This is a genomic window from Moheibacter sediminis (genome assembly GCF_900176425.1).
Classification (GTDB): domain Bacteria; phylum Bacteroidota; class Bacteroidia; order Flavobacteriales; family Weeksellaceae; genus Moheibacter; species Moheibacter sediminis.
Map to the genome: position 1 here is coordinate 15,918 of NZ_FWXS01000011.1, position 14,341 is coordinate 30,258.

At 37.1% G+C, this 14,341-nt stretch carries 12 protein-coding genes; 8 read left to right on the top strand and 4 right to left on the bottom strand.

Annotation, left to right across the window (positions count from 1 at the left end; all coding sequences use genetic code 11):
• The first annotated feature begins 49 nt into the window (after nt 1-49).
• The 8 genes from B8977_RS13735 to B8977_RS13770 all read left to right on the top strand — a co-directional run bounded on the left by B8977_RS13735 (nt 50) and on the right by B8977_RS13770 (nt 8,951).
• Nucleotides 50-1,372: a retropepsin-like aspartic protease gene (locus tag B8977_RS13735; protein WP_084018669.1), complete on the top strand. Its 1,323-nt coding sequence runs from the start codon at nt 50-52 to the stop codon at nt 1,370-1,372.
• A gap of 94 nt (nt 1,373-1,466) precedes the next feature.
• Complete coding sequence (locus B8977_RS13740; protein ID WP_084018672.1) at nt 1,467-1,901, top strand: deoxycytidylate deaminase; 435 nt, start codon at nt 1,467-1,469, stop codon at nt 1,899-1,901.
• Nucleotide 1,902: 1 nt separating this feature from the next.
• On the top strand, nt 1,903-3,480 hold the full coding sequence (locus B8977_RS13745; RefSeq protein WP_084018675.1) for a S41 family peptidase: 1,578 nt from the start codon (nt 1,903-1,905) through the stop codon (nt 3,478-3,480).
• Nucleotides 3,481-4,368 (top strand): site-specific tyrosine recombinase XerD, encoded by an 888-nt coding sequence (xerD, locus tag B8977_RS13750; protein WP_084018678.1) that lies wholly within the window; start codon nt 3,481-3,483, stop codon nt 4,366-4,368.
• 182 nt (nt 4,369-4,550) lie between these two features.
• Nucleotides 4,551-6,428, top strand: a complete 1,878-nt coding sequence (locus B8977_RS13755) for a S9 family peptidase (protein ID WP_084018681.1) — start codon at nt 4,551-4,553, stop codon at nt 6,426-6,428.
• Between the two features lie 35 nt (nt 6,429-6,463).
• Nucleotides 6,464-7,417, top strand: a complete 954-nt coding sequence (locus B8977_RS13760; RefSeq protein ID WP_084018684.1) for a tetratricopeptide repeat protein — start codon at nt 6,464-6,466, stop codon at nt 7,415-7,417.
• 39 nt (nt 7,418-7,456) lie between these two features.
• The gene (locus tag B8977_RS13765) at nt 7,457-8,029 is read left to right on the top strand and encodes a Crp/Fnr family transcriptional regulator (RefSeq protein WP_084018688.1); all 573 of its coding nucleotides are present in this window, start codon (nt 7,457-7,459) and stop codon (nt 8,027-8,029) included.
• Between the two features lie 70 nt (nt 8,030-8,099).
• Entirely contained in the window at nt 8,100-8,951 is an 852-nt protein-coding gene (locus B8977_RS13770; RefSeq protein WP_084018691.1) for an acyl-CoA thioester hydrolase/BAAT C-terminal domain-containing protein, read from the top strand.
• Between the two features lie 121 nt (nt 8,952-9,072).
• Here the strand turns inward: B8977_RS13770 and ftsZ are convergent, their stop codons facing one another.
• The 4 genes from ftsZ to murC are packed head-to-tail and all read right to left on the bottom strand — an operon-like array spanning nt 9,073 to nt 14,300.
• Nucleotides 9,073-10,827: a cell division protein FtsZ gene (gene ftsZ, locus B8977_RS13775; RefSeq protein WP_084018693.1), complete on the bottom strand. Its 1,755-nt coding sequence runs from the start codon at nt 10,825-10,827 to the stop codon at nt 9,073-9,075.
• Between the two features lie 21 nt (nt 10,828-10,848).
• Nucleotides 10,849-12,237 (bottom strand): cell division protein FtsA, encoded by a 1,389-nt coding sequence (ftsA, locus tag B8977_RS13780; protein ID WP_084018696.1) that lies wholly within the window; start codon nt 12,235-12,237, stop codon nt 10,849-10,851.
• Entirely contained in the window at nt 12,230-12,967 is a 738-nt protein-coding gene (locus B8977_RS13785; RefSeq protein WP_084018699.1) for a cell division protein FtsQ/DivIB, read from the bottom strand. Before B8977_RS13785 ends, ftsA begins: the two co-directional genes overlap by 8 nt.
• A complete protein-coding gene (murC, locus tag B8977_RS13790; RefSeq protein ID WP_084018702.1) occupies nt 12,957-14,300 on the bottom strand; it encodes a UDP-N-acetylmuramate--L-alanine ligase in 1,344 nt (447 codons plus the stop codon). The genes B8977_RS13785 and murC overlap by 11 nt, the downstream gene beginning before the upstream one ends.
• Between the last annotated feature and the right edge of the window lie 41 nt (nt 14,301-14,341).

Here is a 14,341-nt window from a genome sequence, read left to right on the forward strand (position 1 = left end):
TTCATAAAATTTAATCAAACCAATGTTAAGTTTTTGTAACTTAGTTTGAGTGAAAGCATTTCGATTGACCATATTTTATATTTTGACGCTCCTTCCATTCATTTTGATTGGACAGGAATTTTCTATTGAAGGAAATAAAAATAAATTCAGCCTGCCATTTCAACACGTTGGAAACCTCGTCATCATTCCGCTTTCCATCAATGGTTCTGTTCCGCTGAATTTTATCATCGACACCGGTTCGCCGCATACCATCATCACCAACTTGGAAGCCATCAATTATTTCAAACTCAACAAAGGAAAACCAATTCAAATTGCCGGATTGGGAAACGATTCTAAAACATTGGAAGCTTATCTTTCCATGAACAATACCTTGAAAATTGGTTTGGCAAATTCATATACCACGGAGATTGTTTTGTTGTTTGAAAAAGAGTTTAACCTCAGCAGCCGTTTTGGGGTACCGATTTATGGGATTATCGGTTATGATTTATTAAATGAATTTGTCACAGAAATTAATTATTCCAACAAGAAAATCACATTTTACAAACACGATTATTTCTACAAAAAAAAGGCGGACAAAATCAAAAAATTTGACGAAGTTAATCTCGAAATCAAAAAGAAAAAACCTTACGTAACGACACATTCTGCCATCAACGGTGTCGAAATTTCATTGAAATTATTGATCGATTCCGGTAGTTGGGACGCTGTCTGGCTTTTTGAAGACGGAAGCCAGATGGTCAACATTCCTTCTAAATATATTGTTGATTATTTAGGTTTTGGTTTGAATGGAGAAATCCATGGCAAGAAATCACGCATCAATTATGTACAACTTGGTTCCGTAAAACTGGAAGAACCAACGACATCTTTTCCCGATACCCTATCAACCCGAAAAATAAGCCGGCTGGAACGAAACGGAACGATTGGAGGCGAGATACTGAAACGTTTCACCACCATTTATGATTATAAAAACCAGAAATTATTTGTCAAAAAGAACAAAAAATTCAATGACAAATTCAACTACAATATGGCAGGGATGGAACTCTACCAACCCTATCCGGAACTGCCCTATTTAGAAGTCATGTACATACGCGAAAATTCTCCGGCGGCGCTTGCAGGTATCAAAAAAGGAGATGCCATCCAATTCATCAACGGTAAAAAAGTAGGTGTCTTTCAAAATCATATTATCGACTATAGATTTGCCGCCAGCAAATTGGACAAGGTAGAACTAGACGGTAAAAAGCATGAAACGATTTCACTGCCTGAGATGCTGGATTTGTTCAAACAAAATGAAGGAGAAAAAATAACCATCATCTACACGCGGGGAAATAATGGAATTCAGCATGAGACCTCATTTATTTTAGAAAAATCTATCTAAAAGTTTTCTTAATTCGATCATTAATATTCTTTCTTTTTCTAACTTGCAACAGTTTGAAATTAAAAGGCAAAATGCTTTGTTTGAAAGTGAATAAATGGATTCAAAACAATTGAGATACGATAAAGCCTACATGAAAATGGCATTGGAATGGGGAAATTTATCTTATTGCGAAAGAAGACAGGTCGGTGCTCTGATCGTCAAAGACCGAATGATCATTTCTGACGGATACAACGGCACGCCGGTTGGATTTGAAAATATATGTGAAGATGACGAAGGCTATACCAAATGGTATGTATTGCACGCCGAAGCCAATGCCATACTGAAAGTTGCTGCTTCCACGCAGTCTTGCGTCGGTGCCACTTTGTACATCACGCTTTCTCCATGCCGCGAATGTAGCAAACTGGTTCATCAGGCAGGTATCACGAGAGTGGTTTATTTCGAAGAATACAAAGACATTTCGGGAATTGAATTTCTAAAAAAGGCAAACATTGATGTAGTTCAACTTTCTATAGAAGATTTAATGAATTAAAATGAGACTTTTTTTCAAAATAATCAACATTTTTCTGGTAGTAGTGATCATCTTCATTGCCGGATTTATGGTGGGTAAAAAGTATGACATAGCTGTCGATGAAAATGACAAACTGGTTGGTTTAGAGTACAGCGACAATGAACAAAAAATCAGAAGACTCGTTTCTCTGATTGACAATCAATATATAGAAAATGTAAATACAGACAGTCTGGTGGACAAAACAATTACGCAGATGTTGAGTAATTTAGATCCGCACACTACTTATTTAGACAAAAAATCAATCCAAAAAGTTACCCAGCAAATGAGCGGAAGCTTTCAGGGAATTGGCGTAAATGTAAAATCTTACAACGATACGATTGTCATCAGCCGCGTTGTGGCAGAAAGTCCCAATGTCGGAAAACTGTTTCCGGGTGACAGGATTTTGAAAATTGACGGCATCGACATCATGGACCTGAAAGCCGAGCAAGCAACTGCTTTGCTCAAAGGCGGAAACGAATCGGAAGTGAGTCTCACAGTCTTGAGAAATAAGTCTTTGGTTGAAATAAATGCAAAAAAAGGAAGTTTGCCGTTGCCGAGCGTCGTTTCTTCTTTTATGATCAATGATGAAATGGGGTACATAAAACTCGTTCGATTTGCGGAACAATCGGCGAATGAAGTCCATGCTGCATTGGAAAAATTAAACAAAAAAGGAATGAAATCTTTGGTTCTGGATTTAAGAGGAAATCCGGGCGGAATTATGACGGTTGCTGAACAAATCGCCGATGAATTCCTCAAAGAAAAAGAACTCATCGTTTACACACAAGACAAAGAAGAAAAACGAAAATACATTTACGCAACTTCCAAAGGGAGTTTTGAGCATGGGAAAGTTTATGTTTTGATTGATGAAAATTCTGCTTCTGCGAGTGAAATCGTTTCGGGTGCTTTGCAGGAATACGGGCGCGCAACCATCATCGGAAGACGTTCTTTCGGAAAAGGATTGGTTCAAAGAGAAATCAGTTTGGGAGATGGCACACGTTTGAGACTGACAGTCGCAAGGTATTATACGCCTTCAGGGCGTTCAATTCAAAGACCTTATGACGAAGGAAACTCTGCTTACTCAGATGAAATTTACCGAAGATTGCAAAGCGGTGAATTGTACACCAAAGACAGCATTAAATTCAATAAAAATTTAGAATACAAAGCTCCTTCGGGTAAAATCGTTTACGGTGGCGGAGGAATTGTTCCGGATGAATTTGTCCCGATTGATTCTTCTAAATTGGGACAATGGATTTACCACAGCAGTACGCGCGATACGGAAGATTTCATCTTTAAAAAAGTAGAAGAAAACCGTTACAATCCGTTTTGGCTGAATGAAAATATTTTTCTAAGTCATTATGATGTAACTCCTGTCTACAATGAGTTTTTGGGAATCATGGGGATCCGTGGAAGAAATGTGAATGAGCATGATGAACAAACATTGAAAGACTTTTTGAAGGCATCTATAGCCGATGAACTTTTCGGGACGAATGCACTTTACCGTGCATGGATTCCACAGGATTCGATGATCCAAAAGGTCTTTGAAATTGAAAATCCGACATAGATGGAATGGCGGGAAGCTATTTCTGAATATAAATCTTATCTAAAACTTGAGAAGAGTTTGTCTGATAATACGCTGGAAGCCTATCTCCGCGACTTGAGGAAACTGGAATTTTTTTCTGATAAAAATCCGATTGAGATTGGGAAATCTGATGTGGAGGAATTCCTGTATCAGTTTGCGAAAAGTGAAACCGCAATTCGATCGCAGGCAAGATTGATTTCATCCTTAAAAAGTTTTTTCGGGTATTTGCAATTGGAAGATTGGCGGTCAGACAATCCGGCTGAGCTGTTGGAAACTCCAAAATTGGGAATGAAATTACCTGATACGCTTTCGGAAGAGGAAATTGATAAATTGGTTGCGGCAATTGATTTGAGTTTGGCAGAAGGTGAAAGGAATCGGGCCATCATCGAGACTTTGTATGGTTGCGGTTTGCGCGTTTCTGAGTTAACTGAATTGAAACTTTCTGATTTATTTTTTGAGGAGGATTTTATACGGGTGACGGGAAAGGGAAATAAACAAAGGTTGATTCCGATTTCGGGTTATACGGTGAAATACATCAATTTATATAAAGAACATATCAGGAATCATCAGGTGATACAGAAAGGTTTTGAGGATTATTTATTTCTGAACAGACGTGGTAAAAATTTGACGCGCGTGATGATCTTTACCATCATTAAAAATCTGGCAGAGCGAGCGGGAATTCACAAAAAAATAAGTCCGCATACGTTCCGGCATTCTTTTGCGACGCATTTACTGAAAAATGGAGCAGACTTGCGTTCGATACAAATGATGCTGGGACATGAAAGCATCACTACGACTGAGATTTATACACATTTGGATGATAAAGATATGCGGAATGCTATTTTGACTTATCATCCGAGGAGTAAATGAATTTCTATTTACAAGATAAAAAAACAGTTAAGAGACTAATATTCAATTTATTTCGATAAAATTTAATTTATTGAAAGATATTTAAGTTCGTATATTTGATAATCAGCTTAAGAATAAAAGTTAGAACTCTCAACATCATTGAAAGAATTAAACATCTACTTATAAAAACTAAAAAAAATCACATGAAAACCATTTACAAAACCATTTCAGTTATTGTCATTTTGGCAATATTGTCGGCATTTGAAACTTCGTTTCAAGATCCAAAACAATATACGATCGAACAATTTTACAAAACGATTCGGTACAACGGCGGGAGTTTTTCTTTTGATGAAAAAAACTTACTGATTGGCAGTAATCAAACGGGTATTTACAATGTATTTGAAATTTCTGTGAATGGCGGTGAGGCTCAAGCGCTGACGAATTCTACAACTGAATCCCTTTTTCCCATTTCTTATTTTCCATCTGACAATAGAATGTTATATGCAAGTGACCAAGGAGGAAATGAAATCGACCACATTTACCTCAAAAATGAAAAAGGCGAGGTGACTGACCTCACGCCGGATAAGGGTGCAATCAGTTCTTTTTTGGAATGGAGCAAGGATAAAAAGAGTTTTTTCTATACTTCCAATAAGCGGGACAAACGTTTTTTTGATCTATATGAAATGGACATTTCGAAGTTTCAATCTAAAATGATTTATCAAAATGACGGCGGTTATCAGGTAAGCATTATTTCAGGGAATAAAAATATCGTATCGCTTCTCAAACCGATTACCACTTCTGTTTCTGAGCTTTATTTGTACAAAATAGACACCAAAGAAACAATTAAAATTTCTGTGGACGGTGCTGATTATGCTGCTTGTGATTTTAGCCTGGACAATCAATCTTTCTATTATTTGACAGATTATGGAAGTGAATTCAAACATTTGATGCGGTATGATATTCCAACCCAAAAATCAGAAAAAATATGGGAGGAAAAATGGGATATTTCTTATGCTTACCATACCGAAAAAGGGAAATACCGCGTAGTGGGCATCAATGAAGATGCAAAAAACGTAGTTAAAATTTTTGACACGAAAACAGGGAAACAAATTGAGGTTCCTAAAATTCCGGATGGTGATATTTTGGGCGTAATTTTTTCTCCGAGCGAATCAAAAATGTCCTTGAGAGTCGGCAGTTCAAAGTCGCCCGCTAACATTTATTCTTACGATTTAAACACAAAAAAACTTCAGAAACTGACGAATTCTTTGAATCCCGAAATCAATGAAGAAGATTTGGTTTCGGCAGAAGTGGTGCGTTACAAATCTTTTGACGGTGTGGAAATTCCTGCTATTTTATACAAACCAAAACAAGCAAATGCCAACAAAAAAGTGCCTGCCTTGGTTTGGGTGCATGGCGGTCCTGGCGGACAAAGCAGAGTTGGGTTTAGCGAAGAAATGCAGTATTATGTCAATCACGGTTATGCGATATTGGCTGTGAACAACCGCGGCTCAAGTGGTTATGGCAAAACTTTTTATAGAATGGATGACAAAAACCACGGAGAAGGGGATTTGCAAGACTGCATAGAAGGGAAAAATTATTTGGCAACGCTTCCTTATATAGATGCCAATAAAATAGGCATTATGGGCGGTTCTTACGGTGGATTTATGGTAATGGCTGCGCTGACATCTCAGCCGAAAGAATTCAAGGTGGGTGTCGATTATTTTGGAGTTGTGAACTGGATGAGAACTTTGGAAAGCATTCCTTCCTGGTGGGAAGCTCAACGAATCGCATTGTATGAAGAAATGGGTGATCCCACGACTTCAGATTCAATACGATTGAGAAAGATTTCTCCGTTGTTTCATGCAGATAAAATCGAAAAACCTGTACTTTTCTTGCAAGGAGCGCAAGACCCTCGCGTACTGCAAATCGAAACGGATGAAATGGCTGCAGCTGCCAAAAACAAAGGTGTGCCGGTAGAATATGTTTTGTTTCCGGATGAAGGGCATGGATTTGTGAAAAAGGAAAATCAAATCAATGCGTGTAAAGCTGTGCTGGCATTTTTAGATAAGTATTTGAGGTAAATTATTTTGAATTCTTATTTTGAATCCCCAAACTAATGAGAATACTTTTTTTAATCTTAATGATTTTCACAATGATCTATTCTTGTAAAAAAGACAATGATGAGGTAATTGAAAAAGCTGTTTGTGGAAGTTGTCAAATGGAGGTGGAAATGAGAAGAGTTTCTAATGAATTAAATAGATTTGATTCTATAATTATAAATCTTTATGAAAAAATAAATGATGAACCCAAATTTGTACTTAAAGAAATTGAAAAGATTGAATATCAATTGAACTCAGAAACAGATTCACTAAAAATAAAGGACAATAAAGTGTCATTAGTCACAAATTTAAAGATAGAGACTCTTTATAGGATGGGAGAATATCAAAAGTCAATTAATGAGATAGAACATTCTGCAAAATTGAGTCAACGAAGATTTGATGGAGAAATTAATTATAGTGAAAATGATTTTATTCATCTGGCTTGTAATTATGTAAAGTTAAAAGATTTTGAAAAAGCAAAGGAATTATTAAGTAAAGCTGGAGTTGGGTGGTATATTACAAATTTTATAAACGCAAATTTTTATGAGGTAATTGGTAATAAAGAAATGGCTATAAAAAAATACGAGGAGATAGTTTCTGATATTTCAATGGATCATTATTATCATTACAGACATTCAAAGATTAGATTATTAGAACTAAAAAAATCCAATCCCAAACTTTTAACTGAATTATTTTACCCAAGTGATCGTTCTGATGCAAAAATTACCGTAAGTGATAATGGAATAAGAAACAAAGTATTTGATACAATTTGGAGTATTCCGGAATGTAAAAATTGTGGATCGGTATCTGTTTTCAAAGAACCTAGAGAGTCAAGTCGTTATTGGATGAAAGCTAAGTCAAAGAAAATTATATACAACTTTTTAGTTGATACACTTTCGTTCGAAATATTTTATTTAGACACCATTAATAAAAAAGAAATTCCTTTGTCAGAATGGAGAAAAGGTAATTAAGAATATTCAATAGCGTAAACTTTTCTCAATTAATTGCCTATGCAAACAGAAACAATTTTACTAGCACATTTCGAAAAATACATCCAGCTGAGCGATAATTTGCAGCGGGAATTGGTGAGCCGAATTCATTTCAAAACTTTCAAAAAGGGTGAATTGGTGCATGATGCAGCTACGGTTTGCACGGAGAGCTATTTCATACAAAAGGGTTTGCTCCGCACTTATTTTTTAAAAGATGGAAAGGAAGTGAGCGAATATTTTAGCGAGGAAGGAGAATGGGTGAATTCGCCGCGGAGTTTTATGCAGAGAAAAGTGGATATTTATTACATCGATGCCATTGAAAATACGGAGGTATTTTGTCTTCATGTAAATGATCTAGTTTATTTGTTCGAAAATTTCCCGGAGATGGAAAGGTATGCACGGCTTTCAATGGGAACGGTTTTCGGACATTTGATGGAACGCATCACTTCGCTTCGGTTTACGACTGCACTTGAAAAATACATTCACTTTTGTGAAACTTACAAAGATGTTTACCATCGGATTCCATTAGGAATGGTGGCTTCTTACTTAGGCATTACACAAGAAACGCTGAGCCGAATCCGTGCAAAAAAGTAATTATTTGATACAGGTCAAATGTTTTGAATTTATAAATGTTCAACTTCGCATTTCAAATTCATCTAAAAAAATGAAAAACTTCAACACATTCAAAACTTTATTTTTAGGTATCGCCATCGTGCTTTCCGGTCTTTCTTATGGTCAAATTAAGCTCGAAACAGTCAATACAGAGAGTTTTCTTTATTTGAGCGAAGGTGAAAATCAGCCTTTGGTTGTAGGATTGGGCGGTTCAGAAGGTGGGAATGCCTGGACGAGCGATTATTGGAAAAAAACGCGTAATGAATTTATAGAAAAAGGCTATGCTTTTCTCGCCATTGGCTATTTCGGTGCGCCCGGAACGCCGCCTATTTTGGACAAAATAGCATTGGAAGATGTACATAATGCTATTTTGAAAGCTGCAGAAAATCCAAAAATTAATTCCGAAAAAATTGCAATTGTCGGCGGTTCACGCGGTGCAGATTTGGCTTTGCTGTTGGGTAGTTATTACTCTGACATCAGTTGTGTGGTGGGAATTGTGCCAAGTCACGTTGCTTTTCCGGGACATACGGAACATTTCAACAGTTCAGCCTGGACATTTGAAGGGAAAGAATTACCATTTGTTCCGGTGAATGAGGAAACCGTTCCATTTTTGATGAAAAGGGATTTGAGAGGTGCTTTTGAAACAATGCTGAAAGATAGTACCGCAGAGGAAAAGGCTTTGATCAAAGTGGAAAATATAAAGGGTTCTATTTTCTTACTTTCGGCCACCAAAGACGAAATTTGTCCTTCTACGCCAATGTCAGAAAAAATGATTTCAAGATTGAAAAGCAAGCATTTCAAATATAATTATGAGCACAAAGCAATAGAAGGAAGTCATAGCACACCTTTACAGCATTTTGATTTGATTTTTAAATTTTTAGAGAAGAATTTCCCGGTGAAATAATTATTTAAATTTCTAAATATTTTAGTTTAAATCGAGTCAAATTAATCCACAAACAAAAATGCTCCCGGAAAAGAATCTCCGAAAGCATTTTTAACCAACCTAAAACCTATGAAAATAATCTTTAATCTACGTTGTCGTGCAGGAAGTTATTTGGACGAATTTTTAATTCGTTGCTGCTGTCCTTTCCTACCACCAAATCTGAAGGCGAATTGTAGTCTCTTTCATTCAACTCGATTCCCTGTCTTTTGTATGCTGGAATACTTTCTACTTCGTCGACAGATTTATTGCTCAATGTATTTTTGAACTTGTAATTGAATTGTTTCAATCTCGCTCTTCGCTCTTCGATTGCCTGAGAAAGCGATTGTGAAATCGGAGAATCCGTTGGATTTATTTCTTCTTCAATTCTGATTTCTTTCTTTACTTCAGGCTCAGTCTGCTGATTTGGATTTGAAAAAACTTGTTTTTCTTCGATTGTTTCTTCTTCGAAATCATCATCTAAAGTAAACATCACCGTTTCTGTAAATTCCTCTTCTATCGTTTCCTCTACTTCATTTACCGGTTCATCGAAATGATAATTTTGTTCAAAAACAATTTCTTCCTCAAACAAAGGCTGCTGCACTTTCATTTCAGATTTCAATTGAGGTTCCCAAGCGTCTTCAACTACTGGTTTTGTAACTTTTGGAGCTTCTTCTTCCAAAAAGAATTTTACCTGTTGAGGCTCTTCAGATCTAACTTGCTGCGTTTGAGTCTCTACAGGCTGAACCATTTGAGGTTCTTCTATGTCTTTAATTTTTTTAACATGAACGGGAAAAGGAGTTTCATGTGAAAGCTTTTGAATCAAGGGCTGTTCTTCCTCTAATCTATGGAAAACTTTCTCTTCTTCCTTTCCTGTGAAAATCTGGTCTTCGGTCGGAAAACCCGTTGCTACAACCGTAACACTGATTTTATCCCCCAATTCCATGTCTTCACCTATACCCATGATGATATTGGCATTGTTCCCTGCCTCCGTCTGGATGTAGTCGTTGATGGTTCCGATTTCGTCCATCGTTACTTCATTTTCACCCGAAACGATTAATAACAATACATTTTTTGCACCACTGATTTTGTTGTTGTTCAACAAAGGAGAATCCAGTGCGCCAACGATAGCTTCTCTTGCTTTGTTTTCACCGCTTGCTTTTCCGGTTCCCATGATTGCGGTTCCGCTGTCAGCCAAAACAGTTCTTGCATCTTTCAAGTCGATATTGGTTGCGTAATGTTTCGTGATTACTTCAGCAATTCCTTTCGCTGCTGTTGTCAAAACTTCGTCTGCACGTGTAAATGCATCTTTGTAACCTAAATTCCCGTACAATTCACGCAATTTATCGTTGTTGATAACAATCAATGAATCAACATTATTTCTTAATTTTTCGATACCGCGCTCAGCTTGCTCCAAACGCATTTTACCTTCAAAATAGAAAGGTGCAGTACAAATTCCTACGGTCAAAATCCCCAATTCTTTAGAAATTCCGGCGATGATAGGAGCTGCTCCTGTTCCGGTTCCACCACCCATTCCGGCAGTAATGAAAACCATTTTGGTATTGACATCCAAAAACTTTTTGATGTCTTCTATACTTTCCAACGCTGCCTGCTCACCTACTTCAGGATTTGCGCCTGCGCCCAAACCTTCTGTTGTAGATTGCCCCAACTGTACACGGTTAGGAACAGGACTATTGTTCAATGCTTGTGCATCGGTGTTGCAAACTACAAAGTCCACACCTGTAATCCCTTGCTGATGCATGTAATTCACAGCATTGCTACCTCCACCTCCTACACCTATCACTTTGATAGCTGAAGAGCGGTTTTTTGGCAAGTCAAACATAAAATCTCCGGTGCTCATATTATTAAATTTTTAATTCAGTTATTCAGTTTCATTAATCATTTGGATAAATTTATCCGTCCATTTAGAAAAAATAGAAGGTCCTTTTTGTGTTTTAGGCTTTGTTTTAACGCCTGGTTTTTCAGGAGCATCCACAACAGGAACATCTAAATATTCATCGATCATTACTTTCTGTGAATCCGCTGTGGAATCATTTCCGCCCATCGTATTCATTACTTCCTCTTCGTAAATTTCGATTTGGTTTTCTTCTAATTTTTCCAATCCTTTCATCAACAATCCAACCGAAGTTGCATATTCAGGACCTGAAAGTTCAGCGGCTTTGTCACCGATGATGTGTTCGTTGGAATACCCAATCCTCACGTCCATTCCTGTGATGTATTCTGTCAATTGACGGATATGTTTTAATTTAGAACCACCACCTGTCATCACAATACCTGCTATTAATTTTTTCTTTTGTTCTTCGCAACCATAATGTTTCAATTCCAAATAGCTTTGCTCCAAAATTTCCTGCACACGTGCATGGATGATTTGTGACAATCTTTTCAATGAAATTTCTTTTGGGTCGCGGCCTCTCAATCCCGGAATAGAAACAACTTCTGTTTCTTTGTTTTCCCCCGGCCAAGCTGATCCGAATTTTTCTTTTAATAATTCAGCTTGTCTTTCGATAATCGAACAACCTACTTTTATATCTTCCGTAATTACATTTCCGCCAAAAGGAATGACAGAAGTGTGACGAATTGTATTGTCTTTGAAAATCGCTATGTCAGTTGTCCCACCTCCGATGTCAATCAAGGCTACACCTGCTTCTTTTTCTTCTTTGCTCAATGCTGCATCTGAAGAAGCAATGGGTTCGAGCGTAATTCCTGCAAGATTTAAACCTGCATTTTTCACACATCTTGCTATATTTTTAATGGAAGTAACTTGTCCGACAACGACATGAAAATTTGCTTCCAAACGGCTTCCGTACATACCTATCGGTTCTTTGATTTCGCCCTCGCTGTCCACTTTGAATTCCTGTGGCAACACGTGGATGATCTCTTCTCCCGGAAGCATCACTAATTTATATACCTGATTGACTAATTTTTTCAAATCATTTTCGTCAATTACATCTTCATAATTGGGACGCGTGATGTAATCGCTGTGCTGCAAACTGCGGATATGCTGACCCGCAATCCCAACAGTAACATCAGTAATTTTGTAGCCCGAAGCAGCTTCAGCTTCCGCCACTGCTTCTTTTATTGAAGCAACCGTTTGTGTAATATTGTTGACAACTCCACGGTGAACGCCTAAACTTTTGGCTTTTCCAACACCTAGAATTTCAATCTTTCCATGTTCATTTTTTCTGCCGACCATCGCCACGATTTTCGTGGTTCCAATGTCGAGTCCTACTGCTATTCCTTTGTTATTCATCACTGTTTCTTTTGGTTGCAACAATTTGGTTATTAAATTTTAGGTTGATTGTTTTGTAATAATTCATCCCGACTTTACCGAGATACTGGTTGTAAAACAATTTTAATTTTTCAAATTTCTTTTCGAAATCTTTTAATTCGCCAAATTCAATGATGTAATCTCCTTTGTTAACCAACAAAATAAACGAATTTGGTTGTTGTTTTTTTACGGCGATAATGTGTTTTTTCAACAACTTATCAGCCATTACGAATTTTAGCAGTTCATTTAATCCTTTAAAATCTTCTTCTTCTATCTTTCCACCAACCAGCATTACCTCAGCTGAATACAAATTTGAGAGCGGGATTTTGGTCAGTTCTTTGGTTAAATAATATTCATCTTCCCCGGTATTTACTCTTGCGACTGGCGTTTCCTGTGTGATTTCAACCGACATTTCTCCGTCGATATTTTGAAAAACTTCAGATTTTTTGATGAATGAACTCTTGTTTAAAGTTTGTTCTACCTCTGAAATATTTAAATTCCCCAATGGAATTTGAGAAACTTTCAATTTATTTCCATCAATTAAAATCCGCACCAAACTATCATTCACAAAATAAGTTCCCGATTCGTGGTCAATTTTGATTTTAATGTCTTTTAATTCTTTACAAGCATGACGTTGCGCGGAAAAACTTACCAGAAACGCAAGAATCGCCACACCTAAAAATGCTTTTAATATGGTGAGTTTAGCCTTCATACAACCATTGTTTTATAGGTTTTACCAACGTGTCTATGTTTCCTGCACCAACTGTTACCAAGACGTCAAATTCTTTGGTTTTGATTTTACCCATCGCATCTTGTAGCGTGGAAATTTCTTTTTTGTCTAAATTAATTTGCTCCAACAACCATGCAGAATGAATTCCTTCCAAAGGCTCTTCACGCGCCGGGTAAATATCCAGCAAAATCAATTCATCAAACTGACTTAAACTTTCTGTAAATCCTTCCGCAAAATCTCTCGTTCTCGTAAACAAGTGTGGCTGGAAAACACCCAAAACTTTTTTTCCCGGAAACATTTCACGAACGGAATGTGTAACCGCATTCAATTCCGTAGGATGGTGTGCATAATCGTCGATATAAATTTTCCCATTGATGTCCCAACGGTTGAATCTGCGTTTCACGCCGATGAAATTTTCCAGTCCGTATGCAATTTTATGCGCCGGAACTTTCATGTAATCCGCCACCGCAATTGCAGCCGTTGCATTTTCCACATTGTGTTTGCCAGGCAATTGCAATTTGAAATTTTTGAGCAATTCGCCATCCGGCGTTTTTACTTCAAAGTGGTAAATTCCATTTTCAATTTTTATATTAATGGCATCGTAATCGGCGCCACTTTCCACACCATATGTCATGGCATTGGCAATCGGCAAACCTTTTCTGACAAATAATTGTTCTTCTATTTTAGAGCCAAATTCAATAAAGGTTTCCTCCAAAGTTTCTTTGTCGCCGTAAATGTCCAAATGATCGGCATCCATCGAAGTGATGATTCCGATTTTTGGGGAAAGACGCAAGAAAGAACGGTCAAATTCATCGGCTTCTGAAACGGTAATTTTTCCGCCGTTCATGATGACGTTGGAATCATAATTTTCCACTACACCACCCAAAAACGCAGTACTTTCCAATCCTGCTTCTTTTAAAATATGTCCTAAAATTGAAGAAGTTGTGGTTTTCCCATGCGTTCCGGCAACGGCTATCCCATAAGTATTCGCAGTAATTTCTCCTAAAACAGCTGAACGTTTTAAGATTTCGAAATTATTTTGAAGGAAATATTGGTATTCTTTTAAATAAATGGGAACTGCAGGCGTATGAATCACCAATGTATTTTCAGGATTTAGAAAATTTGGTATTTTGGTCAAATCATCGTCGTAGTGCAAATCTATTCCTTCTTCTTCCAATTTTTTGGTCAATTCCGTGAGCGTTTTGTCGTAGCCCAAAACTACTTTTTCCATCGATTTGAAATAACGCGCAAGCGCACTCATTCCAATCCCTCCGGCTCCGATGAAATAATAATATGTCTTGTCTAAAACGCTCATACAAATAATTATTTTGAATTCTGAATTCTGAATTTTGAATG

Bases quoted from the DNA above. Each gene is read 5' to 3' on its own strand.
- B8977_RS13740 (WP_084018672.1), top strand. From the start codon at position 1,467: ATGGATTCAAAACAATTGAGATACGATAAAGCCTACATGAAAATGGCA.
- B8977_RS13770 (WP_084018691.1), top strand. From the start codon at position 8,100: ATGAAAAACTTCAACACATTCAAAACTTTATTTTTAGGTATCGCCATC.
- murC (WP_084018702.1), bottom strand. From the start codon at position 14,300: ATGAGCGTTTTAGACAAGACATATTATTATTTCATCGGAGCCGGAGGG.
- B8977_RS13745 (WP_084018675.1), top strand. From the start codon at position 1,903: ATGAGACTTTTTTTCAAAATAATCAACATTTTTCTGGTAGTAGTGATC.
- B8977_RS13765 (WP_084018688.1), top strand. From the start codon at position 7,457: ATGCAAACAGAAACAATTTTACTAGCACATTTCGAAAAATACATCCAG.
- ftsA (WP_084018696.1), bottom strand. From the start codon at position 12,237: ATGAATAACAAAGGAATAGCAGTAGGACTCGACATTGGAACCACGAAA.
- B8977_RS13785 (WP_084018699.1), bottom strand. From the start codon at position 12,967: ATGAAGGCTAAACTCACCATATTAAAAGCATTTTTAGGTGTGGCGATT.
- B8977_RS13755 (WP_084018681.1), top strand. From the start codon at position 4,551: ATGAAAACCATTTACAAAACCATTTCAGTTATTGTCATTTTGGCAATA.
- B8977_RS13760 (WP_084018684.1), top strand. From the start codon at position 6,464: ATGAGAATACTTTTTTTAATCTTAATGATTTTCACAATGATCTATTCT.
- ftsZ (WP_084018693.1), bottom strand. From the start codon at position 10,827: ATGAGCACCGGAGATTTTATGTTTGACTTGCCAAAAAACCGCTCTTCA.
- xerD (WP_084018678.1), top strand. From the start codon at position 3,481: ATGGAATGGCGGGAAGCTATTTCTGAATATAAATCTTATCTAAAACTT.